20 protein-coding genes and 2 pseudogenes are annotated in these 26,199 nt (G+C 39.9%); 11 read left to right on the top strand and 11 right to left on the bottom strand.

Annotation, left to right across the window (positions count from 1 at the left end):
* Positions 1-20: 20 nt before the first annotated feature.
* A pseudogene (locus KSHG_RS16475) lies at positions 21-727 on the top strand (DNA alkylation repair protein).
* Positions 728-855: 128 nt separating this feature from the next.
* On the opposite strand, the gene KSHG_RS08020 reads toward KSHG_RS16475, so the two are convergent.
* The 6 genes and pseudogenes from KSHG_RS08020 to KSHG_RS16465 all read right to left on the bottom strand — a co-directional run bounded on the left by KSHG_RS08020 (position 856) and on the right by KSHG_RS16465 (position 8,417).
* Complete coding sequence (locus KSHG_RS08020; protein ID WP_010304434.1) at positions 856-1,674, bottom strand: CheR family methyltransferase; 819 nt, start codon at positions 1,672-1,674, stop codon at positions 856-858.
* The gene (locus KSHG_RS08015; protein ID WP_010304432.1) at positions 1,653-4,394 is read right to left on the bottom strand and encodes an ATP-binding protein; all 2,742 of its coding nucleotides are present in this window, start codon (positions 4,392-4,394) and stop codon (positions 1,653-1,655) included. The genes KSHG_RS08020 and KSHG_RS08015 overlap by 22 nt, the downstream gene beginning before the upstream one ends.
* Before the next feature lie 141 nt (positions 4,395-4,535).
* Positions 4,536-4,880, bottom strand: coding sequence for a hypothetical protein (locus KSHG_RS08010; RefSeq protein ID WP_010304430.1), 345 nt, complete (start codon positions 4,878-4,880; stop codon positions 4,536-4,538).
* A gap of 81 nt (positions 4,881-4,961) precedes the next feature.
* Positions 4,962-6,456, bottom strand: a pseudogene (locus KSHG_RS16470) (succinate CoA transferase).
* Positions 6,457-6,591: 135 nt separating this feature from the next.
* A complete protein-coding gene (locus tag KSHG_RS08000) occupies positions 6,592-7,539 on the bottom strand; it encodes a LysR family transcriptional regulator (protein ID WP_010304429.1) in 948 nt (315 codons plus the stop codon).
* Positions 7,521-8,417, bottom strand: coding sequence for a LysR family transcriptional regulator (locus tag KSHG_RS16465; protein WP_010304427.1), 897 nt, complete (start codon positions 8,415-8,417; stop codon positions 7,521-7,523). Before KSHG_RS16465 ends, KSHG_RS08000 begins: the two co-directional genes overlap by 19 nt.
* 110 nt (positions 8,418-8,527) lie before the next feature.
* On the opposite strand from KSHG_RS16465, the gene KSHG_RS07990 reads away from it, so the two are divergent.
* The 4 genes from KSHG_RS07990 (at position 8,528) to KSHG_RS07975 (ending at position 13,009) form a co-directional block, all read left to right on the top strand.
* Positions 8,528-9,709, top strand: coding sequence for an acetyl-CoA C-acetyltransferase (locus tag KSHG_RS07990; RefSeq protein ID WP_010304425.1), 1,182 nt, complete (start codon positions 8,528-8,530; stop codon positions 9,707-9,709).
* 169 nt (positions 9,710-9,878) lie between these two features.
* The gene (locus tag KSHG_RS07985; RefSeq protein WP_010304422.1) at positions 9,879-10,451 is read left to right on the top strand and encodes a TetR/AcrR family transcriptional regulator; all 573 of its coding nucleotides are present in this window, start codon (positions 9,879-9,881) and stop codon (positions 10,449-10,451) included.
* Between the two features lie 123 nt (positions 10,452-10,574).
* Positions 10,575-11,975 carry an MDR family MFS transporter gene (locus KSHG_RS07980; protein WP_010304420.1) on the top strand — a complete coding sequence of 467 codons (1,401 nt, stop codon included), beginning with the start codon at positions 10,575-10,577 and terminating at the stop codon, positions 11,973-11,975.
* Between the two features lie 149 nt (positions 11,976-12,124).
* The gene (locus KSHG_RS07975) at positions 12,125-13,009 is read left to right on the top strand and encodes a DMT family transporter (protein WP_026022539.1); all 885 of its coding nucleotides are present in this window, start codon (positions 12,125-12,127) and stop codon (positions 13,007-13,009) included.
* A gap of 637 nt (positions 13,010-13,646) precedes the next feature.
* On the opposite strand, the gene KSHG_RS07970 is transcribed toward KSHG_RS07975, so the two are convergent.
* The 3 genes from KSHG_RS07970 to KSHG_RS07960 form a co-directional block, all read right to left on the bottom strand.
* Positions 13,647-15,230 (bottom strand): sensor domain-containing diguanylate cyclase, encoded by a 1,584-nt coding sequence (locus KSHG_RS07970; protein ID WP_010304414.1) that lies wholly within the window; start codon positions 15,228-15,230, stop codon positions 13,647-13,649.
* 254 nt (positions 15,231-15,484) lie between these two features.
* Positions 15,485-16,099, bottom strand: a complete 615-nt coding sequence (locus KSHG_RS07965; RefSeq protein WP_010304411.1) for a LysE family translocator — start codon at positions 16,097-16,099, stop codon at positions 15,485-15,487.
* Between the two features lie 68 nt (positions 16,100-16,167).
* Positions 16,168-16,827, bottom strand: a complete 660-nt coding sequence (locus KSHG_RS07960; RefSeq protein ID WP_010304409.1) for an SGNH/GDSL hydrolase family protein — start codon at positions 16,825-16,827, stop codon at positions 16,168-16,170.
* Positions 16,828-16,986: 159 nt separating this feature from the next.
* On the opposite strand from KSHG_RS07960, the gene KSHG_RS07955 reads away from it, so the two are divergent.
* Positions 16,987-18,189 carry an iron-containing alcohol dehydrogenase gene (locus KSHG_RS07955; RefSeq protein WP_010304407.1) on the top strand — a complete coding sequence of 401 codons (1,203 nt, stop codon included), beginning with the start codon at positions 16,987-16,989 and terminating at the stop codon, positions 18,187-18,189.
* 68 nt (positions 18,190-18,257) lie between these two features.
* Here KSHG_RS07955 and KSHG_RS07950 read toward each other — a convergent pair whose 3' ends face one another.
* Together KSHG_RS07950 and KSHG_RS07945 are read right to left on the bottom strand one after the other, a co-directional pair.
* Positions 18,258-19,223: an NAD(P)H-dependent flavin oxidoreductase gene (locus KSHG_RS07950; RefSeq protein WP_010304405.1), complete on the bottom strand. Its 966-nt coding sequence runs from the start codon at positions 19,221-19,223 to the stop codon at positions 18,258-18,260.
* Between the two features lie 88 nt (positions 19,224-19,311).
* On the bottom strand, positions 19,312-20,865 hold the full coding sequence (locus KSHG_RS07945) for a PucR family transcriptional regulator (RefSeq protein WP_010304403.1): 1,554 nt from the start codon (positions 20,863-20,865) through the stop codon (positions 19,312-19,314).
* Positions 20,866-21,116: 251 nt separating this feature from the next.
* On the opposite strand from KSHG_RS07945, the gene KSHG_RS07940 reads away from it, so the two are divergent.
* Genes KSHG_RS07940 through KSHG_RS07920 form a run of 5 tightly spaced genes read left to right on the top strand, consistent with a single transcriptional unit; the run spans position 21,117 to position 26,199 of the window.
* Positions 21,117-23,486, top strand: a complete 2,370-nt coding sequence (locus KSHG_RS07940) for a Na+/H+ antiporter subunit A (protein ID WP_010304400.1) — start codon at positions 21,117-21,119, stop codon at positions 23,484-23,486.
* Positions 23,473-23,895 (top strand): Na(+)/H(+) antiporter subunit B, encoded by a 423-nt coding sequence (locus tag KSHG_RS07935; protein ID WP_010304398.1) that lies wholly within the window; start codon positions 23,473-23,475, stop codon positions 23,893-23,895. Before KSHG_RS07940 ends, KSHG_RS07935 begins: the two co-directional genes overlap by 14 nt.
* Entirely contained in the window at positions 23,895-24,242 is a 348-nt protein-coding gene (locus KSHG_RS07930; RefSeq protein ID WP_010304396.1) for a Na(+)/H(+) antiporter subunit C, read from the top strand. The genes KSHG_RS07935 and KSHG_RS07930 overlap by 1 nt, the downstream gene beginning before the upstream one ends.
* Positions 24,235-25,719, top strand: a complete 1,485-nt coding sequence (locus tag KSHG_RS07925) for a Na+/H+ antiporter subunit D (protein ID WP_010304395.1) — start codon at positions 24,235-24,237, stop codon at positions 25,717-25,719. Before KSHG_RS07930 ends, KSHG_RS07925 begins: the two co-directional genes overlap by 8 nt.
* Entirely contained in the window at positions 25,720-26,199 is a 480-nt protein-coding gene (locus tag KSHG_RS07920) for a Na+/H+ antiporter subunit E (RefSeq protein WP_010304394.1), read from the top strand. It begins immediately after the preceding gene.

The raw sequence follows: 26,199 nt of genomic DNA, 5'->3' as shown, positions 1-26,199 counted from the left end.
ATTTTTAGGAGGAATGACTAATGAACGTACAAGAAGTGATGCAACAGCTGGAACAAGTAGCAACAGAAAGAACGAAAAAATATACGTATCGAATGGGGCAAAAGAGCCGGTATTTGGTGTTGCGACAAGTGCGATGAAACCGTTATTTAAAAAAATAAAACTAAATCAGCCTTTAGCCGAACAATTGTATGCAACAGGGAATTACGATGCGATGTATTTTGCAGGAATGATTGCGGAACCGCTCATCATGACGGCAGAAGATTTTGATCGCTGGATGGAAACAGCGTATTTTTACATGCTATCGGATTATGTTGTCGCTGTTACATTAGCCGAATCACCACTTGCTGAACAAATCGCCACAAGCTGGATCGCTACGGGAGACGAGTTGAAGATGTCTGCAGGGTGGAGCTGTTATTGTTGGTTACTCGGAAATCAAAAAGATGCCTTTTTTACTAAAGACGTATTATATCAAATGATTGAAACGGTTCGAGATACGGTTCATGAGCAACCTGAGCGAACACAAATCGCGATGATTCAATTTTTGAAAGCGGTCGCAATCTCCTATGAACCATTACATAAAGAAGCGACGGACATGGCGTTGCAATTAGGTGATATAAAACGAGAGCGAGTAGGGAAGAAACCACTCGTGTTAAATGCATATCCTGAAATTGAAAAAGCGATTGAAAAAGGACGCATTGGCTTTAAGCGCAAGCACGTTCGTTGTTAATAAAAACTTAAGGAATAACGTTTTTTGGAAAAGACGGCGAACTCAAAATTGCTTACAAAAAACCCACCTTTTTTCAGGAATAGCCTGAGAAAAGGTGGGTTTTGTTTCGTTAACGACGAATCAAACGTTTACACATTTTTTTGGAAAATGTGTTCATGAGCATAATCATTTAGGAAGCGGTGACTTTTTGCGGAAAAGGTCATCGTTTCTTTATTACCTAATGCGAGAAAGCCCCCGTTTTGTAAACTATCAAAAAATAGTTGATGTACTTTCGTTTGAAGCGCAGGGTTAAAATAAATTAAGACATTTCGGCAAAAGATAATGTGAAATTCATTAAACGATTGGTCCGTTACGAGATTATGCTGTGCAAAATGAATACGCTGTAACAATGCTGGCTTAATGTAAGCAAAGGAATCGTCTGTATCGTAATAATCTGAAAAAGAATTTGTTCCGCCAGATGCTAAATAATTTCGCGTATACATTTGCATTTTATGAAGTGGGAATCGAGCAATGGTCGCTTTGTGCAAGATTTTTTCGTTAATATCTGTCGCAAAAATTGTTGCGCGATCTAGCATGCCAAGTTCGTGCAATAAAATTGCCATTGAAAATACTTCTTCCCCTGTGGAACAGCCAGCGTGCCAAATTTTAATAGATGGCAAATTCGTAAATTGTGGCAAAATAAATTCGCGTAAACATTTGAAGAAACTAGGGTCCCGAAACATTTCGGTAACGTGGATCGTAAAGTCGTCCATTAATTGTTTTCGCATTTGTTCATCATGAATGATAGCGTTTGTTAGCATCGTGATGGATGAAAACTGTTCAATCATTTTACGGTTCTGAATGCGCCTCGTAATAGAGGCAGAACTATATTCACGGAAATCGTAAGATGTAAGTTGGTAAACCGCTTCTAGCAATAGCTTAACTTCTAATTGCTCGAGTTCTTCCATGAATGATTTTCCTCCTTCTGCGATAGCCATACACGCAGTACAGATAAGAGTTGATTAATATCAAATGGCTTACTTAAGTAGTCAGATGCTCCAGCAGCGATGCATTTTTCCCGATCGGATTTCATCGCTTTTGCAGTCAGAGCAATAATCGGTACTTCTAACTCGAGGCTGTTGCGAATAATACGCATCGTATCGAAGCCATCAAGTTCGGGCATCATAATGTCCATTAAGACGATATCGACTTCAGGATGATCTGTTAAGTAATCGATACATTCAAATCCATTTTCTACATACGCGATCTGGAATTGATGTTGGTGTAATACTTTTTCAAGTGAATAAATGTTTCGTTGATCATCATCGACGATTAAAATATGTTTGTCGACGAATAGAGAAGCTTCGGCTGCTTCTTCTGTTATTTCTGCAGGAGGAACAGTTTCTGATACTTCCTCAACTGCTGAAGTTTTTTCAGTGTCATTTGATTTTAAGCCGTTCGGTAAGTTCGGTAGGGCGAGGGTAAATGTACTTCCCTCACCTTCTGTACTTGTGACGTCAATCGTGCCACCTAGAAGTGTTGAAAATTCTCGACAAATCGCAAGACCTAAACCGGTACCACCGTATTTACGAACAGTTGCACCATCCGCTTGGCGGAAGCTTTCAAAAATATGTTGTTGCTTATCTTCTGAAATACCGATGCCCGTATCTTTAATATCAAATTGTACCCAATCATCTGTTAGTTGTTCTTGTTCGTGGTTTGGATGTAATTTCTTGATTTGGACGTTGACTTCGCCTTCTTTCGTGAATTTAAAGGCATTAGATAGAAGGTTTTTCAAGATTTGTTGGAGACGCATCGCATCGGTAAAGAACGTATCTGGCACATCGTCGTCTAATTTAACGTGGAAGGCCACATTATTCTCATTTCCGAAGTGGCTAAAGTTCGCTTCAAGTTGAGAAGGGAATGTTTGGAGATGGACATCTTCAAATATTAAGTCGACTTTACCTGCTTCAATTTTAGATAAATCTAAAATGTCACTAATCAAATCTAATAAGTCTTTACCCGATTGATGGATAATTGACGCATATTCTATATCTTCATCTGTTAAATTTGCATTCGGATTTTCAGACATCATTTCAGATAAAATTAAAATACTGTTTAGTGGTGTTCTTAGCTCATGAGACATGTTCGCAAGGAATTCTGATTTGTATTTAGAGCTTTGCATGAGTTCAGCCGTACTTTTCTCAAGGCTTTCTTTTGCTGCTTCGAGTTCGAGCGTTTTTTCTTCGGCATCGACGGTGCGCAGTTCGAGTTCTGTATTAACTTTTTTAAGTTGTGTCGTTTGTTTTTGTAATTCATCCGATTGGGTTTGCAATTGCTCAGATTGCGCTTGTAGTTGCTCGGATTGCGCTTGTAATTCTTCGGTCATCGCACGTGATTCGTTTAATAATTGAACGATTTCCATACGGCGTAAGACGCTATTAATACTTGAGCCGAATTGTTCGGTTAATTGTTCCATTAACTGAATTTGCAATTCTGAGAAGCGTTGAATCGTACCAAGCTCTAGTATCGCAATCGTTTGGTTTTCAAATAAAATCGGCACGATATAAATTTCGCGAGGTGTCAATTCACCAAGCCCAGTTGAAAGCATTCGAAAGTCTTGCATATCTTTTAAATGAATCGGCTTTCGATCGAGTGCACATTGACCAATCACGCCTTCTCCGAGTAGGAATGAGTCGCGCCCGAGGTCCGATGCTGTATTAGCAAACACACTTTGTTTCGTATACGCCATTTTTGCGCTTGATTGTTCGTCTAATACGTAAAAAGCACCGTAGGACGATTGGGTAATTTTTGCGATATTCGTTAAAAATACGTTAGATAGTTGGCGGATAGATGAAATTCCTTGGTAATCGAGAACAATTTTAGACGTATTCGATTGTAGCCATTCACGGTGGTCGATCTCGTCGAGCAATTCATTCGTCGCAACGGCTAGTTCACCTAATTCATCTTTCGTCAATTTTGGAATACGTGTTTTTAAAGAGCCTTCATTACGTGAAATATGTTTGATGGCATTCGTCGTATATTTAATCGTTTTAATAATAGAACGAGAAATGAAGCTTGAGACGAGCGTAGCGATAATCGAGCAAGAAAATAAGAAAATAATTAAAAACCAAATGATGTTTGTATTTCGATTATCGAGTTTTTTCATTTCGTCTTTTAAATAATTTGCTTCACCATCTTGTAGTTCCGTAAATGTCTGCGTAATAATTTCGATTTCAGATTGTCCTTGATCTTGCGTGTAAAAGTTTTGAATTCCTTTTTCATCGCCTTCTGTTTTCAAGCGAATAGTTGGTTCTGCTGCCTCTTTAATCCAACTTTGTAAATGGCGATCAATAGCATCAAGTCGTTCTTTTTGAATCGATTGGGTTGAAAAGTTTTTCTTCAATTGCGTCAAGTCATCTTCCCATGTTTTGACGGCTTCGTTGTATGGTTCAAGATAGTCTTTATCACCTGTAATAATATAACCACGCTGAGAGCGATTCATGTTTAGAACAGATTTTTCTAGATTACTCGTCAAGTTTTGAACTTTTGTTTCTTGTGTCAAAAGAGCGTTGCGAGCTGTTTGCAACGTACTAATTTGATTCATTAAAAACATGACGGCTATTAACAAGCAAGCAATTAACAATACATAACCTGCTGTAATTTTTAGGCGAATGGAGTTTTTCATTCAATTCAACCCCTTTCTTTGAATTTACTTATAATTACCATTATACGGTAGAGTGTCCTCCTTAATAAAGAGAAAGGAAGAAAAAATGGAGATTAAATACAAAAAAACCTCCAACGAATTTGTTGGAGGTTCGGAAATAAATTATTTTAAAACTAAGTCGTACGTATTCATTTCTTTTAAACCGGTTTGTTGAAGACCGGTTTTCGTATACGCTACGCGAACAGTTGCAACGAGTTTACCGTGACGATCTTCCACATTGATCCACATAGAATCCGGTTTCGTATTTGCTTTTAATGCTTTCTTTTGCAGTTCGTCTGCAATGTTCGTAACGGCATCTTTCGTGTCTGCATTTGTTTCAACTGTAAATTGTTGCATTCCACGAACGACTGTATCTTTCATCGTTTCGTATCCTTCATCTGCATTCGCACCACATGCGGCTAATACGAGTGCAGACGACATTGCGAACGTCATTAATAATTTTTTCATACCGATTCACCCTCATTTCATCACTTCATTATAGCACCAAATAGTTTCAATCGTGATGGGGGAAGTGTCAAATTCCGTAACTTATTGGCGTACGACCGGTTTTTTACCTTCTGCATATTGAATATGCCAAGAAAAGGCTTCTGCTAAAATATGTGGTGTTTGCGCATTGTTCGTTTGTTGTACGGCACGGTTATAATAATCCCACAGCGCTTCGCGGAAATCGGGATGCGCGCAATGATCAATGATTTTTGCGACACGCTCTTTCGGTGCAAGTCCACGTAGGTCAGCGACACCTTGTTCGGTAATGATGACATCGACATCATGTTCTGTATGATCGTGATGCGATACCATTGGTACGATGGAAGAAACCGTCCCATTTTTCGCCGACGATTTCGTGACGAAAATACCGATGCGTGCGTTTCGAGCATAGTCTCCAGAACCACCAATGCCGTTCATAATATGCGTGCCGAACACGTGCGTTGAGTTGACGTTCCCGTACAAATCAACTTCAAGTGCTGTATTGATTGCAACAAGTCCGAGTCGACGAATAAGTTCTGGATGGTTTGAAATTTCTTGTGGACGCAAAATAATGTGATCCGCATAGCGACTAAAATCTTCATACACTTTTTTGCGCATACTTTTCACTTAATGTTAATGCCGTACCAGAGGCGATTTTAACTTTCCCTGCGTCGATTAAATCAAATACAGCATCTTGTAGTACTTCCGAATACAGCTCTAAATCGGTTAAATCCGATTTTAAAAATCCGTTTAATACGGCATTTGAGACCGAGCCAACACCGGATTGAATAATTGGGAATTCCGTCACGCGACCACTCGCTACTTCCTCTTTTAAAAAGTCGATGAGGTAGTTTGCCATTACTTCTGTTTCTGCATCCGGCTCTACGATGAGTGCAGGCGCATCTACTAGCTCCGAATGTACAATACCGGCAATTTTGTTTAAGTCTACGCGAATGCCACGTTCTCCGATACGATCTGCTGCATCGCATAGAGGAATCGGTTGGCGCTTTCCTTGTGTATCAGGTACGTAAATATCATGTATGCCTTCGAGTTGAGGCTGTTTCGTATTTAATTCAATAATGATTTTTTTTGCATATTGTGCATAAATCGGCCCGTTTCCAACGGAATTTGTTGGAATAATGAGACCGTCCTCTGTAATAGCAGACGCTTCAATAATTGCAAAGTCAAACGGACCGATAACGCCGTTTCGAATTTGTTCGGCATTATGCGATAAGTGCATATCCGTATACAGTACGAGACCACTATTAATGGCTTGACGCATACTACGCTCGGCTTGATACGGTGCACGTTTTCGAATAATACCAGCTTCTACCATGTATTGGTCGACTTCTGGTCCGAGAGAAGCGCCTGTATAGACGTCTACTTGGAACGATTCAGTTTTAGATTTTTCAACGAGTGCAAGAGGAACAACTTTTGCATCACTTGAGCGTCCGAAGCCGCTCATACCGAGTACCATGCCATCCTTTATCCAACTTGCAGCTTCTTGTGCGGTTACTATACGATTGTGTAATTCTGGTCGTTTGATGCGATCGATCATAAGTGTTTCCTCCTAGTGCTTACGCGAAGTAAGTTTCTTTATTCGTAAAAAGGCCAACGTATGTGTGCATCTAAGATGTTACGTATAAGTATACCGTTTAAGTAAAATAATTCCAAAAGTTAATATCTATGATTATCATAGCGAAAAACTATCATTACTAAGTAAAAGAATGGACATTTTATCTTTTAATTCGATTCCTTTCGTGCTTAAAAAGCGTTCTAGAAGCGGCAAAAACTGCTTAACAGAAAATGATAAAGTTTCTTTTTTAGGCAAAACTAAAACGACTTCCTTCCGTTTTTGAATCGATAAAGTTCGCGCCTCGATATAAGGTGTTTGCAGTTGCGCATAAAGAGATTTCATCATAATGCCACTTCCTAAACGCTGCTCAATAAAATGAAGCATAGAAAGGGGATTATTCATCTCGAGCGTTGGTTGCACGTAGCAATTCGCTTTTTTGCTCAATGCTTGAAGCCATTTTCGGCTCGGATGTTCTTCGGGAAATAAAACGAGTGGTTCGTCTTTGAAATCGTGTAACGTTAAGCTCGGTTGTTGTAATAACGGATGACTGCGATGCGTAACGAATAATAGTTCTTCATCGTAGAGCGGGATTTCAATTTGTTGGCTATTAATTTTATGATTTTCTTCATAAGAGAAGCCAATATCAATTTCTCCACGCTCGAACATCGCACTCATCTTTTGGCGACACGCGATAATTTGGGCTTTCGCATTCGGGAATTGTTCAATGTAGTGAAGAATACAAAGTGATAATAAATCATAAACAGCACCAGCAGGTACGCCGATTCGTAACGTTTCTTGATCGGTATTTTCCAACTCCTGGAGCTGTTCTTTCGTCTGCTCAAGCGTTGAAAAAATTTGAATGCATTGGTCATATAAAATTGTTCCGGCTTTGGAAAGTGTAATTTTCTTTCCGATGCGGTTGAATAGTAAAACACCGACTGTTTGTTCGAGCACTTTAATTTGTTGACTCAACGTCGGTTGCGAAATATGTAAACGAACGGCTGCTCGTGTAAAATGTAATTCTTCTGAAAGGACCATAAAGTATTCTAGTTGTCGTAATTCCATAAATGCCTCCTAAAACATGTCGATAAATGCTCGTGTAGCATACGATAAATATCGATTTTTTTTGTAATCATGGCGATTTCCCAAAGATACGGTGTGTCTACGTCGATTTCGACCATTTTGACGTTCGGATTGTGCTGCTTCGCATAAATCGCTCGCGGCAAAATAGAAATGCCCATGTTAATGGCAATCAATTCAATCATTAAATCCCATTGACTCGATTCATAAGCGACACGAGGGCGGAATCCATGGTCTTGGCAAATACGAAACACCGCATCGTGCAACGTAAAAGTATTGTTAAATAAAATAAATTTTTCATCTTTCAACTCGGATAAATTAATTTTTTTACGATGAGCGAGTGGATGACTTGTCGATAAGAAAATCATAAATAAATCGTTAAAATGAGGTTTCACGTTCACATTCGTCTCGGCAAAAGGAACGACGGTAAATCCGATGTCAATTTGTTCTTCTTCCACTAAAGACAAAATATCTTTTGCCCCTTTTTCAACGAGGCGTAAATTTACTTCCGGGAAATGCGAATGAAATTGTTGAGCCATCGTCGCAAAAATTAACATGCCGATAACAGGAGGGATGCCGAGTACAATCTCTCCTTTTTGTACGTGCTGCAGTTCATCGAGTAAAACAGGCAAATCTTTGAGCGGCTTTAGCGATTGTTTCCCTTGGTCGAGAAACACGCGCCCTGCATCCGTTAATTCTAAACGACGCGTCGTTCGATTCAAGAGCGTGACGTTTAATTCATCTTCGAGTTGTTTAACGACTTTGCTAACGTATGGCTGTGTAACGAACATCTTTTCCGCTGCTTTCGTATAACTACCATATTCAGCAACGGCGATAAAAAGCTCAATAGCGCGTAAATCCATGACATGACCTCCTTATTTATAACTAATAGATATGAAAATTATGATTATAATGAATTTTACTAATAATTATAGAGAATGTAAAATTTAGTCAATGATTAGGGGGGATAAATATGACGAATGTGGTCATCGTACAAGCAGTCCGTACAGCAATTGGGAACTTTAACGGAGCTTTTCAACAAACAGCTGCGACCGATTTAGGGGCGATTGTCGTAAAAGAAGTGTTGAACAGAGCGGGTGTCTCACCGAATGAAGTAGATGAAGTCATTTTAGGAAACGTATTACAAGCAGGTCTTGGGCAAGGTCCTGCACGTCAAAGTGCGGTTCAAGCGGGACTACCATTTGAAGTACCGGCAACGACAATTAATAAATTATGTGGTTCAGGTTTAAAATCTGTTCATCTTGCGGCGCAGTCGATTCAACTTGGGGAAGCGGATATCATCGTAGCTGGTGGTATGGAAAATATGACGCGCGCACCATATTTATTAAACAATGCACGACAAGGATACCGAATGGGAGACGGGCAACTTGTCGATAGTATGATTCAAGATGGTTTAACTTGTGCTTTCAACAATTATCATATGGGGATTACAGCAGAAAACTTAGCTGAAAAATATGCGATTACACGTGAAGAACAAGATGCCTTTGCGGCAGCGAGTCAACAAAAAGCTGAAGCAGCACAAGCGGCAGGGCGCTTCCAAGAGGAAATCGTTCCTGTGGAAATTAAAACGAGAAAAGAAACGATTACGGTTGACCGTGATGAATTCCCTCGTGCAGGTGTGACGGCCGAAAAACTAGCTAAAATGAAACCAGCATTTAAAAAAGAAGGAACGGTTACAGCGGCGAATGCTTCAGGCATTAACGACGGCGCAGCAGCCCTTCTTTTAATGTCAGAAGAAAAAGCACAACAACTAGGACTTCAACCGATTGCACGCATCGTTAGCAATGCAGTAGCGGGCGTCGATCCAGCAATTATGGGAATTGGACCTGTACCTGCAACACAAAAAGCGTTGCAACGTGCAGGACTCACAATTGAGGATATCGATTTGATCGAAGCGAACGAAGCATTTGCGGCACAATCACTTGCGGTTGCGAAAGAAATTGGTTGGGATTTAGACAAAGTGAATGTCAATGGTGGGGCCATTGCATTAGGTCATCCAATCGGTGCGAGCGGCGCACGTATTTTAGTAACGTTAGTACATGAAATGCAAAAACGTGATGACGTAAAATACGGATTAGCGACATTATGTGTCGGCGGAGGTCAAGGCGTTTCAACAATCGTTGAAAAGCTGTAAAGCAGGGGGACTAATAAAAGGAAGATAGGTATTTCGCTAATGCGGGATGCCTATTTTTTATTTGAGATAGTAACGTATACGGAAAGTTTTTCTTGACGTATGTCGAATTTTTTTGTTAAGATACTTCGAGTAGACCAGTCGTTATAATTTTTAAAAGGAGGACGTTTTCGTGAAAGACAATACTACGCGGCAACATTTATTAGACGTTGCGTCTAAACTTTTTCATTCTCAGGGCTATCAAGCGACAGGGCTTAATCAAATATTAAAAGAATCGGGTACGCCAAAAGGTTCTTTATATCATTATTTTCCTAACGGGAAAGACCAACTCGTATTAGAAGTAGTCGAATCTTCTTCACTTCGTTTACTAGAAGATATGAGTGGGCATTTACAAAGCGATGCTAATCCGGTCATAGCAATCCAAAATTATTTAGATCGTATGATAGAACGTTTCGCAAACTTAGAAACACCAGATGGTTTAACGATGCCACCATTTTCACTCATTTCGTTAGAATCGGCATTTGCGAATGAAACGATTCGTGAAGCTTGTCAAAATAACTATGTGAAAATCGAACAGTTAATTTATAACAAGTTAATCGCTTCGGCCATTCCGGAAAACAAAGCATCTAACTTGGCAATGACACTTTGTGCTTCGATTGAAGGTATTTTGATGCTTTCGATTACGAGTAAATCGAATAAGCCAATTGAAAAACTGAAAAATACAATTCCAGCTTTCTTCCAATAGAAGAAAGTCATTGTTTTTTAAATAAATTATATAGACCGGTCTAAAATATTTATGTCAGGCATATTAGATGCCTTTTCTTTTTGAGCATAAATAATAGCATTAGGTCTAATCAAGGGAGTAAACATGACTACAGAAACAATTCGTAATCCAAAACCAATGGTCGTTATGCTGATGATTGCAGCGTTCGTCGGATTATTTGGAGAAACAGCTATGAACATGGCTATGACAGAAGTGATGACTGATTTTAATATTAGTGCATCGACTGCTCAATGGCTAACGACCGGATACTTACTCGTATTAGGAATTTTAGTACCGGTATCCGCTTCTATTATTCAATGGATTTCAACGAGAAATATTATTACAATTGCTTTTATTTTCTCTGTTGTCGGCTCAATTATTGGCGCATTAGCTCCTACATTTAGCGTCCTTTTACTTGCACGTATTATTCAAGCAATCGGGACAGGTCTTATTTTACCGTTAATGATTAACGTTATTTTAATCGTCGTTCCTATTACAAAACGTGGTGCTGCAATGGGTCTTATGGGGATGTTAATTACGCTAGCACCAGCAATCGGACCCACATTAGCAGGTTTCATTATTGATATCGCAAGCTGGCATTATATTTTCTGGGTGAGCGTCGTGCTATTCATCATCGTTTATACGATCTTTATGGCGAAAGTGTACAACGTATCTGAATTAACGAAACCGAAAATCGATCTTCTGTCGATTCTTTTATCGACAATTGGATTTGGTGGACTCGTTTACGGTTTAAGTTCATTAGCAGAAGCAACGACTTTATCAACAACGTTACTAATCGCAGGAATCGTCGCTTTAATTTTATTCGTATGGCGTCAATTCGCTACGAAAGAACCGATGTTGAACTTACGCGTATTTAAATACCGCAACTTCACATTAGGCTCCATTTTACTATTTTTAGCATTCGGCTTAATTTTAGCGATGGCGATTTTAATTCCAATGTATTTAAAAGGCTCTTTATTACTTTCTGCAACGAGTGCAGGACTTGCGATGCTTGTAGGGAATTTATTAAATGCCATTTTAGCACCAGTTGTCGGCAATACGTTCGATAAAGTAGGACCGAAATTCTACTTAACATTCGGTTTCTTATTTTTCAGTATCGCAACCGGCTTACTTTATTTCTTCACGACCGATGCAACACCAGTTTGGTTTATCGTCGTCGTGTATATTATTTTCTTCATCGGAGCATCTACGATTATTATGCCTGCTCAAACGAACTCATTAAATGAATTACCACGTCACTTATATGCACACGGTTCAGCTGTATTAAATACGTTCCAACAAGTTGCCAGTGCAGCAGGTACGTCATTAACGATCGTTTTATTAACGGCTGGTCAAACGAATTATGCACAAAATCATCCGAATGCTTCCATGGAAACATTGTTAGCAGGTGGCGCACAACATACGTTCTTCTGGTTCTTCGTTGTTGCATTAGTAGGTCTTGTCATTGCGTTATTCGTGAAACGCCCAAACATCCCACAAAAGTAAATTAGATGAATAAAAAGCGGTGAAATCGAATTGATTTCATCGTTTTTTCGACTTAATAATCTTTTTTTATAATAAATAGCGAATATATATTCACAAGATCGTTGAAATTGAGTATGATGAGTATCAGAAATAAGAGAGAAGGCGATCGATTGAGTAAGTATAAAGGAGAACTATTCATGCTCATTACTGCTTTAGTATGGGGAAGCGGTTTTATCGGCATGGCGGTAGGATTAGAACATTGGACGGTTCTCCAATTAATGGCATTTCGTTTTACGCTCGCAACGATTTTAATTTGTTTAATTTTTCATAAAAAATTGAAGTACATATCGAAATCGGTATTGTGGAAAGGGGCCGTATTAGGAACGATTTTATTCGCAGGATTTACGGTCCAAACGTACGGTCTAGCGTATACGACCGTGTCTAAAAATGCCTTTTTGACGGCGATTAATGTTTTAATTGTGCCGGTTATTGCGTACGTTATTTATAAACGAAAATTTGATCGTTATGAAATCGTAGCCGCTTGTATGGCAATTGTCGGCATCGGATTTTTATCATTAACGAATGATTTTACGATGAATTTCGGAGATGTTTTATCGATTGCTTGTGCCATTTTATTTGCATTCGATATTTTTTACACGAATGTATTCGTTAAAACAGAAGATGCACTTGCCTTAACGATTGTGCAACTAGCGACAGCTTCCGTACTCGGATTGCTCGGCGTTTTCACTTTAGGAGAAATCCCAACGACTGTGACAGCAACAGGAATCGGCATTATTTTTTATTTAGCTATTTTTTGCACGTGCGTTGCCTACGTATGTCAAAATATCGGCATGCAATATGCCAATCCGACAAAATCAGCGATCATTTTGTCGATGGAGTCGTTATTCGGAACGATTTTCTCGGTCATTATTTTGCATGAATTATTAACGGGACGTATGATTTTCGGCTGTTTCTTAATTTTAATGGCCGTTATTTTCGCTGAAGTGAAACCGAAATTTAAATGGTCAAGACGAATGGATAAACTGCAATCGTAAACAACGAATGATTATTGGAATAAAATACATGCAAAAAAGACAATCACGGATCATTACCTTTTGGAACTGATCTAATAAAATGAGACAAATAAAAACACCTTTCGTGAAAGAATCAGGTATAGAAACCTATTCTTACTAAACGGAGGTGTTTTTCTGTTGAGACAAAAGTTAGCTATCCAGCGGAAATGAAAATGAAGGCGATTGAAATGAGACTAGCTAATATGCCAGTTAAATAATATCGTGTCGGAAAGGAAGTGATTCAACAAGCGGTTAAAAAAGATATTATTATGAGCATGTCCGGCAAAGTCATGCCTTCTGATCACGCCATTATTGAAACGTTCCATATTAGCTTAAAGTGTGAAACATTTTATCTTGATAAATGGCGTTGTCATTCAAAGCGTTCAAGCATATATCAACTATTATAATCATACTTAAATGTTGGCAAAGTTAAACCACCTTTCTCCAGTACAATATTAGAAAAAGATGGTTCAATAAGAATTTGATGGCGACTCCTAAGGGAAAAGCATGAGCGGAAGACCCCGCAGCAGGAGACTTCAGCCATGCCTCAGGAAAGCGCCTGTCACATTTGGCTTAAAAGAAGTATCTTTGTCACTGTCTCATTTTTGTATGATGATTGCTAGTTTTCAATATAGGCACGTGCTTCTTTAATACGCTTTTTATCTTCATACATACGGGCATCACAAATTTTATAAAGTTCATCGTAATTGGTTCCGTCTTTTCCTGTATAAGCAATGCCGAAGCTCGGTATAATTTCGATATCGATATGATCTTGAATAAAATGATGCTCTTTGAATTTTTGACGGACGATATCGATTGCCTGAGCGAAAATCGTGCTATTCGACGTCACTTCGTAAAACATAATAAATTCATCTCCACCGAGTCGCGCAAGCGTGTACGGCTGTGGTAAATATTTTTCGAAAGATTGGGCAGTGAAGCAAAGTACTTGGTCGCCGACTTGATGTCCATATGTATCGTTAATTGCTTTGAAAAAGTTCAGGTCACATAAAATCAGTGCTCCTTGTACATTTTTTGGGATCGAACGCAGTGCACGCGGTACCATTTGCTCAAAATACGTTCGGTTATGTAAGCCTGTTAGCGTATCGTGAAAAGCGAAATATTCATTGCGTCTATGGTTCGCAAAATCTTTCGTTAAATCATGAATCATACAGTAGTAGAAATCTTTTTCAGCGATGCGTACTTTAGATCCATCGATGAGAATATAGCGATGTGAGTCGTCTTTCGTTTCATCGATATATTCTACTTTATAGCCTTTTACATTCCCTTCGCGGTCTAGTTGATCGAATAAATTTTGAAAGACGGTTTTATTTGACTGTGCAAAATCAAAGTACGTCATAAAATTATTTTCCAGTTTAATATGGTAAAAGTGAGCCGCGGCTGCATTCAACTCAATGATTTTTGTATGCGCATCTAAATAAACAATCGGTGTAGGGGAAGACTCCATTAATAAAGCATAACGTTTCACTAGCGTCGGAAGGAAATCCAATTTAATGATAAGCCACGCATACAATAGTCCCGTTAATAAAATAGCAAATAAGCCGGGAGTCGGTGGCATGAAATAATTATACCCTTTTAAAATACCGACATAATACAGAGCGACGATTAGTAAAATGCCACTCGTTCCAATGAAAGAAGAGCGAAAGAATGAACGATATTGTGTCGTTTTGGAATGTTTGTAGCCGATGACAAACATTCCAAAACTAATCACATACAGAATAACAATACATAAGACGTTAAATGGTACGACACGTTGTTCATCTCTGAAATGCCAACCATCAACGATTGTGTAAGGCGTATAACCGATAACGTATGTTTCGTAACAACTATAGGCAAGCGTCAGAAGTGGAAACAAATAAATGATAGACGAAATAGCAGGAAAGCGAAGTTTTGCAATAGGTTTTACGAGTTCATATACGATTTGAAAGAGAAATACGAATGCTATATTCATACATGTTATGACGAGAAACATATGAATCGTATGAGAATATTCAATTGGCAATAAAATCCGAATGAAATCAAATAAATAAGCGATTCCACCGAAGAAAGCAAAGGCACCAATGAATCGAGAAATTTTATAAGCGAATGACTTGGCGAGTGTGAACGCTAAAAGCATAAATAAGCTAATCATCGGTAGTAAAAAGGCGAATATACAACGTAAAACAAAATTAAAGTCAAAGTCCATCAAATCCACTCCTATAAAAATAGAAAAATTAATACTTTTTACTTATTTTAACACAATAATAGTGAAAATATAACTATTAAATAAGGATGCTTTTTAGAATGGGAATTTAATAAAATTCAATTTATTATGGAGTGGACGGATTCAATTTGAAAGAGAAGAATATTTTTAAAACTAAAATCATAGCAAATCTATCATTTTTCGTAAATGTGTTTAAAAATAAACGAATAAACTTGTTTACATATTTACTTTTAGCCTTAATGAAGGAGCGTATTTTTCGTAAAAAGTAATTTAATACCGAAGCCGACTAGTACAAGTCCTGTTACACGTTCCATCCACAGTTGAACCGTTGGCGAAAGCAACCAATTGCGGATCACTTGTAGGAAGTATACGTATAAGAAAAACCAAATGATGGAAAGGGTGGCATATGTGATGCCCATGAATAAAAATTGCCACGCTGCATGTTCAGATGAGGTGACGAATTGCGGTAGGAACGTTAAGAAAAAGACAGCTACTTTTGGGTTCAAAACATTAGATAGAAGTCCCTCTAAGAATGGTGATTGGTATCGACTTTTCATTTGAGTCGCGAGTTGCGGTTGTTGTTTTTTTGAAAAAAGTGCTTTGATGCCTAAATAAATTAAATAAAAAGCACCGACAAACTTTAAAAGCGTGAAGCCGATAGACGATTGAAGAATGAGTGCAGAAAGTCCAACCGTTGCGAGAAGCGTATGGCAGAGAGAACCACAAGCAATGCCAATAGCAAGCATAATACCCGTTTTTCCACCTTCTGCAATCGTCCTTTTCGTAATAAGTGCTGTATCAATTCCGGGGCTCATGACGACGAATAATGTTAACAAAATAAAAGACAGCATCCCGTTCCACCTTCTTTTGCGTATTTTCTCTATTATGCAAAAAAGGAATCGGTGCTGTCAAAAAATGACTATTTAATCGTTTGTTCAATCGTTTGAGCCATCAGTACATAGCCTTCTTCATTCGGATGAATGCCATCATTACTCATGAAGTCTTGGAAATGATCTGTTTCGATAAATGCTTTGCGCACGTCAATGAGTAAGAGATGAAGTTCTTCACTTAATTGTACGATGGCATCGTTGTATTGTTTATGCCAAAAATCAATGCCACCTACTTTGCAAATCCATTTACTAATCGATTGATCAAATAGATTTTCTAAATACTCATAATATTTAACGGGATCTAGGGGCGGTGGGGTAACGAGCACAAGTTTAGAGCCTATGTTCGTTAGGCGGTCGTAAAGTGTGCGAATGTTTTGTTTGAAATCTTGCATACGAACGGTCGGTTGATGCACATCGTCGGGGGCATTGGCGACTTCTTGCCAATTGAACACACAATCGTTTCCACCAATTTCAAGTAGTGTTACGTCTGGATGTTCTGCGACAACGTCTTTGTCAAAGCGTTGTAATAAAGAAGAGGAATTATCGTTGAATACACCTTTATTGACAATTTCATCGTTTGGTCGAGCTGCTTGTAAATGTTTTGGATACGTTTGTTTGACGATGCGTAGACGGTTACCTTGTAGCGTTACACCTCTTGTAATACTATCTCCGAAGCATAAAATTTTCATTGATGGAACCAGCTTTCTATCGTGTATTAAGTATTCATAGTATATCGATAAAATAAAAACATGCCTATTTACAAATGTCACATAATAAATTCGCTGTTTTTTTGTATTTAAAAGTAAAAATGTTATAAAATAGAAAATATGAAGATGGGGGGAGAAGAAATGAATAAATTGTATTGCCGTGCATTCCAGAAAAGCTTTTATCTCGTATCCAAAGTGATGCCGTATCGACAACCTGAACGAATTGAAGGGGCCAATTGTTTAGATTTATTGCCAGCACGCATTAAAAAAGATGGACTTGAAACGGTGTTGTTAGTAACCGATCCAGGGCTCGTATCATTTGGATACATACAACCTTTCGTTGAGAAATGTGAAGCGGCAGATTTACGTGTCGTCGTATACGACCAAACGGTTCCGAATCCGACGATTACGAATATTGAAGAAGCAAAAGCGTTATATGACGGGCATCAATGTCAAGGCATTATTGCTTTCGGCGGTGGGTCACCGATGGACTGTGCAAAAGGGGTAGCAGCACTCGTTGCGAAGCCAGGCAAGACAATTCCACAGCTAAAAGGTGTCATGAAAATTAGAAAAGAAATGCCCCCATTTTATGCGATTCCAACAACGGCCGGCACGGGGAGTGAAGCGACGGTAGCTGCTGTCGTGACGAATAGTGAAACGCATGAAAAATATGCGTTGATGGACCCGGTGCTCATTCCACACGTAGCCGTATTAGATCCGATGTTAACGGTGAAATTACCGCCGTTCGTAACGGCAACGACGGGAATGGATGCTTTAACACACGCTGTCGAAGCGTATATCGGAAAAAGTAATACGAAAGAAACGATTGAAGCGAGTAGAAAAGCCGTGAAAATCATTTTTAACGATTTGTACGAGGCGTATACGAATCCGACGAACGTAGAAGCACGTGCAAATATGCAAGAAGCTTCGTACCTTGCAGGGTTTGCTTTTACACGTGCCTTTGTCGGAAATGTTCATGCTATCGCCCATACGTTAGGTGGGTTTTATCAAGTACCACACGGACTGGCGAATGCGGTGTTACTCCCGTATGTATTAGACTTTTACGGAGAAACAGTATACGAATCTCTTGCGGAATTAGCAGACCTCGTTCATTTAACAGAAGGCTCACAGTCGAACAAACAAAAAGCCGAGGCATTTATTGCGGCGATTCGCCAAATGAACGAGCAAATGGCGATTCCGACGAAATTAGAAGGCATCGTCAACCGTGATATTCCGGAAATGGTGAAAAGGGCATTAAAAGAAGCGAATCCATTGTATCCGGTTCCTAAAATTATGAATGCATCTGAAATGCATTACATTTATCAAATGGTGAAAGCCGACTAAGCTTGATGGATTGTGAATAAACATAAAAGAGGACGTCGTTACGTAACGACGTCCTCTTTTGTATGTGATTAGATGGAAGGAATTCCGTCTAATTTTACGCGTAAGTTTTGTTTTGCTGCTTCGTATTGCTGTGCTAAGTCGGCAACGAAATCTTTCGTCGGTTGTACTTGTTTAATAGCACCGATGCCTTGTCCGCTCCCCCAAATATCTTTCCAAGCTTTCGCACCACTTTCGCTAAAGGACATTTGAGATGGGTCACTTTGTGCTAAGTTTTGTGGATCTAAGCCAGCTTGTTCAATCGACGGTTTTAAATAGTTTCCGTGAATGCCGGTGAATAAGTTGCTGTAGACGATATCATCTGCACTGCTTGAGACGATCATATCTTTGTAGCCGTCTACCGCATTCGCTTCTTCCGTCGCAATAAACGGAGAGCCGATGTAGGCAAAGTCTGCACCCATCGCTTGTGCCGCTAAAATAGATGAACCAGTCGCAATCGAGCCAGAAAGTGCGAGTGGACCGTCAAACCATTCTCTAATTTCTTGAACGAGAGCGAATGGGCTAAGTGTACCTGCATGACCACCGGCACCAGCTGCAACGGCGATTAAACCGTCCGCGCCTTTTGAAATGGCTTTTTTCGCAAAAAAGTTATTAATGACGTCGTGTAAGACGATGCCGCCATAACTATGTGCCGCTTCAAACACTTCTTCTCTTGCGCCAAGCGACGTAATAATAATCGGTACTTTGTATTTCACGCAAAGTGCCATATCGTGTTCGAGACGGTCATTCGTTGGATGGACGATTTGATTAATTGCAAACGGAGCCGCCGGGCGTTCTGGATTTTGTGCATTGTATGCGGCTAATTCTTCTGTAATTTCAATAAGCCATTGTTCCAACAACTCTTTCGGACGTGCATTTAACGCGGGCATAGAACCGACGATGCCGGCTTTACATTGTTCAATCACGAGCTTAGGTGTACTAATAATGAACATCGGTGAAGCGATGACTGGTAAACGTAAATGTTGAATCGTATGCATGGAAAAAACCTCCTAAATTAATCGTTTTATTGACTATAAACGATGCATTCATCTAAACCTATAGACAAACTGTAGGAATTTTTACAAATTATTTAGACGAATTGTGGAAGTGGAACAATTTAATAGCGAAAAATAAAGAAAAGCGCGTTTCAGCTTGATTCAATTGGACGTGTAGCAACTGCTCGATTTTCTCTAGGCGATAAAGCAACGTACTTCGATGAATAAAGAGGGCATTCGCCGTTTCCGAAGCGTTGCCATTATGACGTAAATACGTATCGAGTGTATGAAATAAAGCATTATTTTGTGCGAGTAACGGTCCAATTGTATTCGTTAAATAAGCGTCAATCAGCGCCTCATTTTGAATTTCAAATAATAGTGGTTCGATGCGCTGCACGTCATAAAAATGTAAGCCTTTTTCCGCTGTATGGAGAGCGGATTTTAATAAAATATAATGCGTGTGGTAACTGTCAACGTCCTGAATAGGTTGACTTACGAAACACGTCTTCGCCCCGTATGACGTCGCGACATTGAATAGCGGTTCGAACGAATACGAAGCGGGACATAAAAGACAAAGATGCTGCTCGACTGTAGCAAAGAGAACGTCGTGTTCAAACGGTTTGAGCTGTTTGAGTAGTTGTCGATCAGACGCTTCATACGATAGGATTGCGAGACGATGTGGCATGTCGAGTGAGACGTGTAGTAAATTGGCACGCGCTTGTAGTTGTTGTACGTTTTGTTTCGGTAAAAATAACTGCTCAAAAAATTGTGTTTTTTCTTTTTGTTGTACGTCAAAAGCCATTTTTTGTTTCATAAATTGAATCGATACGATGTTTTTAATCACTTCAATCGCAATCGTCGTAAAATGCGACGTTTGTGGTTGATGAATAAACGCAATATAGCCATAGACATCTAGTCCTACACGAACGTCCCAAATGTTTTTTTGAGCCGCTTTCGTGGAAAAATCAAGTGAAACTCCCTCGTCTTCACGGAGTATGACGGACGTCAAAGGTTTATAAAATTGATCTAAAATAATGACGGACGTTTGAAAAATAGCACTTACTTTTTTCGCGATACCTAAAAAATCATTCGTTAACATCGATTCAGCGAGTAGTTGTTGTTGTAATTGAAGTAATTGTTCGAGTTGCTCTTTTTCATTTTTTTCTTGATGATAGAGCATCGATACTTCTAAATCTTTGCCGAATTCATTAAAGACGATGCCCATATCTGGGATGAGTTCAATTGCTTTGTAATAGCCAATGAGGCAAAAGCCGAATTGTTCCGCGCTAAAGTGAAGTGGTACGGTAAACCACGTAGCGAATGCTGTATTTTTCACATACGTTGCAAACGTACAAAGTTGTTCGTCGTCTAAGTGCGTCACGATTTTTTCCGTATATACTTTTGAACAGCTTGCGAGAGGCATCGGAAAATGTGCTAATAAATCAGCTGCCTCACCGCTATGAGCTTTCACGTCGTACTGTCCGCCATCTGATAAAACGATCATCGCAAAATCAATCGGCAATTGTTCTCGGCACCGGTCGACAATGAGCTGATACGCATCTTGTACGTGTCGAAGTTCGACGACTTGCCTGGATGCGAGTCGGAGTTGTTGTTCGACTTTTTTTACGAGTTGAGCTGTTTCCATACACCGTCACCACCTTGTTTTTTGTTCATTATAAAATAGAAAAGTTTTACAAAGCGAGAAAAAACTATGTAAAAGTCATTTTACAATTTCATTTGAAATTAGTTCGACATATGTGATACAGTATAAATTAATTACATATGCGTTGATTTGGAGGAGCCTGTCACAAAGGGATTTTTATGCCCATTTGTGACAGGCTCCTTTTTGCGTATTTCCCATTAAAGAGGGTATTCGATTAAAAAGGAGGCATCGGTATGCAATTGTTTATTTTATTTCTTCCATTTCTTTTTGCACTATTTCTCCCATTGATTAAAAAGTGGGGCAAAGGACATCTCGGGTACTACGTGATCCCGATTCCTATCATACTGACCGTTTATTACAGTTCCTTCATCGGAAAAGAAACACAGTATGAGTCGATTTCTTGGATTTCGGCTTTACAAGTAAAATTTGATTCGCAACTCGATGGACTCAGTTTGTTGTTCTCATTACTCATTAGCGGTATCGGGATTTTCGTTTTATTTTATTCGATTTTTTATTTGAATAAAAAAGAGCGCCTACATCAATTTTACATGTACTTACTTATGTTCATGACAGGGATGCTTGGCGTCGTGCAAGCAGATTCGGTCATTAGTTTATACGTTTTCTGGGAAGTGACGTCTTTCGCTTCATTTCTACTCATTGGCTATTACTATGAAGATCGTATTTCAAAAGACGGTGCTTTTAAATCGTTAATGATTACGATTTTTGGCGGCTTAATGATGCTCGGGGGCTTTTTAATTTTAAGCAATGTGACTGGTACGATGTCCATTCGCGAAATGACGGCACAAGCTGCTCAAATAGAACAATCGAGCCTTTTCTACGTAGCACTCGTCCTCATTTTACTCGGTGCTTTTACGAAATCGGCACAAGTTCCATTTTACATATGGTTGCCTGATGCGATGGCAGCACCGACACCGGTCAGTGCGTACTTGCATTCAGCGACGATGGTGAAAGCGGGTATTTATGTCGTTGCACGCTTCACACCGATTTTTGCGGCGACTGCTGTGTGGGGCAATGTCATTGCAATCGTAGGGGTTGTGACGCTTTGCTGGGGTTCGTTCTTTGCTGTGAAGCAAAAAGACTTAAAAGGCATTTTAGCTTTCTCAACGGTGAGCCAGCTCGGCATGATTATGTCTATGCTCGGCGTTGCAGCGCTCGTTTCGTATACGAATGACACGTCTACTTTTTATCAATTTGCTGCTTTCGCTGCTTTGTTCCATTTAGTGAATCACGCGACGTTTAAAGGAGCCCTGTTTATGATGGCGGGTATTATAGACCACGAAACAGGGACACGCGACATTCGAAAGCTCGGAGGACTGCTATCCGTTATGCCGGTTAGCTTTACGGTGACGATGCTCGGTACGTTGTCGATGGCAGGCGTACCGCCATTCAATGGGTTCCTTTCAAAAGAGCTATTTTTCATGACGATGTGGCAATCAAAAGAAGCATTGCCACTTGGCACGCTCGTTTTTGCAGCTATTTGGCTCGCAAGTATTTTCACGTTTATGTATAGTTTGTATTTCGTTTGTGGAACATTTTTAGGAAAAAGGCATACGTTGCCGAAACGACCACACGAAGCACCTATTGGCTTATTAGTAGCGCCTATCGTACTGCTAATAATCGGATTAATCATCGTTTTCCGTCCGAATGTCGTTGCCGATTTGCTCATTAAACGAGCGGTCGTTTCAATTCAACCGACATTGTTCGAATCAGCTTCGGACGTCGGAGTGCATGTGTCTTTATGGCATGGCTTTTCTGCTGAATTTTTATGGACACTCGGCGTCATCGTACTCGGTATTTTAGGTGTCTTAACACTTAAAAAATGGCAACCAATGTACGAGAAATGGCCTGAAAAATGGACGCTTAATACGCTGTTTAATCAAGTGATCTCTATCGGCGATGCATCGTTCACAAAATGGAGTCGTCACGTCATGACAGGGAAATCCCGTCAATACTTTACGTTTATGTTAGGAATGGTCAGTATGTTACTGCTGTTCGTTTTGTGGAAAAAAGGAGCATTCGCTTTTTCATGGGAAGGAGCTTCGACGATTCATATCATCGATGGACTACTCGTCGTAACGCTCGTTGCGGGGACGATTATCGTTTTGAAGGCGACGACACGAATGACGGCAATTATCGCGCTTGGCGTCGTCGGATATTGTGTTGCACTGTTCTTCGTTCGCTTCCAAGCGCCCGATTTAGCACTGACACAATTAGTCATTGAAACGGTGTCCGTTGCGTTGTTTTTACTCGTATTTAGAAATTTACCGAAGAAAATAAAAGAAGAGCAAAAGCAAAAAGGCAAATGGCTACGCCTTCTCGTTTCGGCGAGTGTCGGGCTGACCGTTATGTTATTTGCGATGGCAGCTTACTCACAAAAGTTATTGCCGACAATTAGTTCATACTACAAAGAAACGGTGTTAAAAGAAGCGGGTGGCGGGAACATCGTCAACGTTATTTTAGTCGATTACCGAGGATTTGATACGCTGTTTGAAATTACGGTGTTAGCGATTGCTGGACTGGCAATCCTCGGTTTACTTCGCTCGAAAAAACGGAAAGGAGATGCACGAGATGAATCAAAATAACGTCATATTAAATACGTTAACGTACGTAGTGTTTTTCATGATTTTTCTTTTCTCCATTCATATTTTCTTAGCGGGTCACTTTGCACCGGGCGGGGGATTCGTAGGAGGATTGTTAATGGCGAGTGGCTTATTACTTCTTTACGTCACGTTTGATTTAGAAACGGTTCGAAAAATGTTGCCAATCAACTACTCAATTCTCGTTGCAATTGGACTCTTATTCGCCCTCGGTACGGCAAGCATCGGACTTGTTGCGGGTGATGCCTTTTTTACACATTATTTTAATCATTTTCAACTGCCTCTTTTAGGAGATAGTGAATTGCATACGGCGATGCTCTTTGATACGGGTGTTTACCTCGTTGTCGTCGGTGTGACGATGATGATTATAGAAAGTATAGGAGGAGATCAGTAATGGAATTTGTCATGTGTGCAGTTATCGGTTTTCTCTTTTTTGCTGCGGTTTATTTAATGCTTTCACGCAACGTATTACGCATTATTTTAGGAACGGCGATTTTAAGTCACGGAGCACATTTACTCATTTTAACGATGGGGGGACTCGGTGGAGAGAAACCGCCTGTATTACAAGACGGTGTGAAGAATGCGATGATGGCAGATCCATTACCGCAAGCGCTTATTTTAACCGCTATCGTCATTAGTTTCGGCGTGACCGCTTTACTACTCGTCATTGGATACCGTACGTATCAAACGGCGAAAACAGATAAAATAGACGATTTAAAGGAGGATGAATTCCATGAATAGTGCCGTATTTCCAATCATCGTTCCACTCTTTTTCGCTATTTTACTCATGTTTGCACCGACGCAGCGTGTGTACCAAAAAATCGTTGCGACAATTGGTATTTTGAGCACGTTAAGTATGAGCGTTTTCGTTTTACAAAAAGTACATACGGACGGGGCACAAGTCGTGACGTTCGGCAGTTGGCAAGCGCCTTTCGGTATTACGATGGTGGCAGATAGCATATCGACTTTATTCGTCACCGCCGCTTCGCTCGTCACGTTGTTCATTATTTGGTATAGCTTTACGGCTATCGACCGAGAGCGTGAGGGGAATTACTATTATGCGGTCGTATTGCTCATGCTCGTCGGTGTGAACGGAGCCTTTACGACAGGTGATTTATTTAACCTTTTCGTCTTTTTTGAAGTGTTTTTAATGGCATCTTATTTATTAAGCGTGCTTGGCGGAACGAAACAACAATTAAAAGAATCACTCAAATATATGTTCATTAACGTATTTGCTTCTGCACTTTTCGTCATTGGTGTTGCCATGTTGTATGCAGTCGTCGGAACGTTGAATATGGCAGACATTAGCGTACGTGTGACGCAGCTTGAACAACCAGCAATCGTTACGGCCATATCGGTCGTATTGTTCATTGTCTTCGCTTTTAAAGCGGCATTGTTTCCATTTTTCTTTTGGCTTCCGAGCGCATATAGCGCACCACCGATTCCGATTATGGCTTTGTTTGGCGCATTGTTAACGAAAGTCGGCGTTTATAGCATTTTACGTACGTACACATTGCTATTTCCACTCGATACGACATTTACGCACACATTATTAATGATACTCGGTATAGCGACGATGGTCGTCGGCTGTATAGGCGCACTCGCATCGTGGAACGTCGTGAAAATAATTATTTACAACATTTTCATTGCGGTCGGGTTACTCATTTATAGCATAAGCTTGTTTAATGAAGAAAGCTTTGCGGGGATGCTGTACTATACGGTGCACGACATGCTCATTAAAGCCGCTTTATTTTTATTAGTGGGGTTACTCGTTTACGTGACAGGAACGCAACAACTTCGTCAAATGGGTGGGATTTTAACACGCTATCCGACATTTGCATGGACGTTTTTCATCGCCATTCTTTGTATAGCAGGCATTCCACCATTTAGTGGATTTATCGGCAAAATGCTCATCGTCAAAGGGGGCTTTGCTTCCGGTCATATAGCCGGCTCCATTTGGGTATTATTTTCAAGTTTGATTGTTCTTTGGAGTATGATTCGTATTTTCATATACGCTTTTTGGAGCAAAGAAGGACGATTTGAAACCGTACCGAAACCGACCTACGTAAAAATGCTCGTACCTACCGTGACACTCGTCGCTCTTTGCGTTGCATACGGTATTTTCTCTAGCGTCGTTTGGCCTTACGTACAAGACGGTGCCAAATTATTAATGGACCCGACACTCTACAGTCAGTTCGTATTGAAAGGGGTGAAGTAAATGGCACTGCAATGGTTATTAAATATGCTCATTGCGCTTGTTTGGATGTTTTTAGCGAATACGTTTTCTCCACAAACGTTTATCGTCGGCTATTTATTAGGGTTGTTCATGATTTGGATGATGCGCTCGATGTTTAAACAACGTTTTTACATGTATACAGTGTGGGCGATTCTCAAACTCATCGGCTTATTTTGCGTCGAGTTGTGGAAGGCAAATATCGACGTTGTCGGTCATGCACTACGTCCGAAAATAACGATGGAACCCGCTTTTTTCGCTTATCCGACTAAACTTCAATCAGACTGGGAAATTACGTTGTTGAGCTGTTTAATTACATTAACACCTGGAACGATTGTCGTCAGCGTATCCGAAGATCAGCAAACGCTCTATATTCATGCGATTGATTTAGAGGACGTCGATGAAGTCATTGAATCGATTCAGCAAAGTTTTGAAAAAGCGATTATGGAGGTGACGAGAACATGA

Source organism: Kurthia senegalensis (assembly GCF_000285595.1).
Lineage (GTDB): Bacteria > Bacillota > Bacilli > Bacillales_A > Planococcaceae > Kurthia > Kurthia senegalensis.
This window is presented reverse-complemented; position numbering and strand designations above follow the sequence as displayed.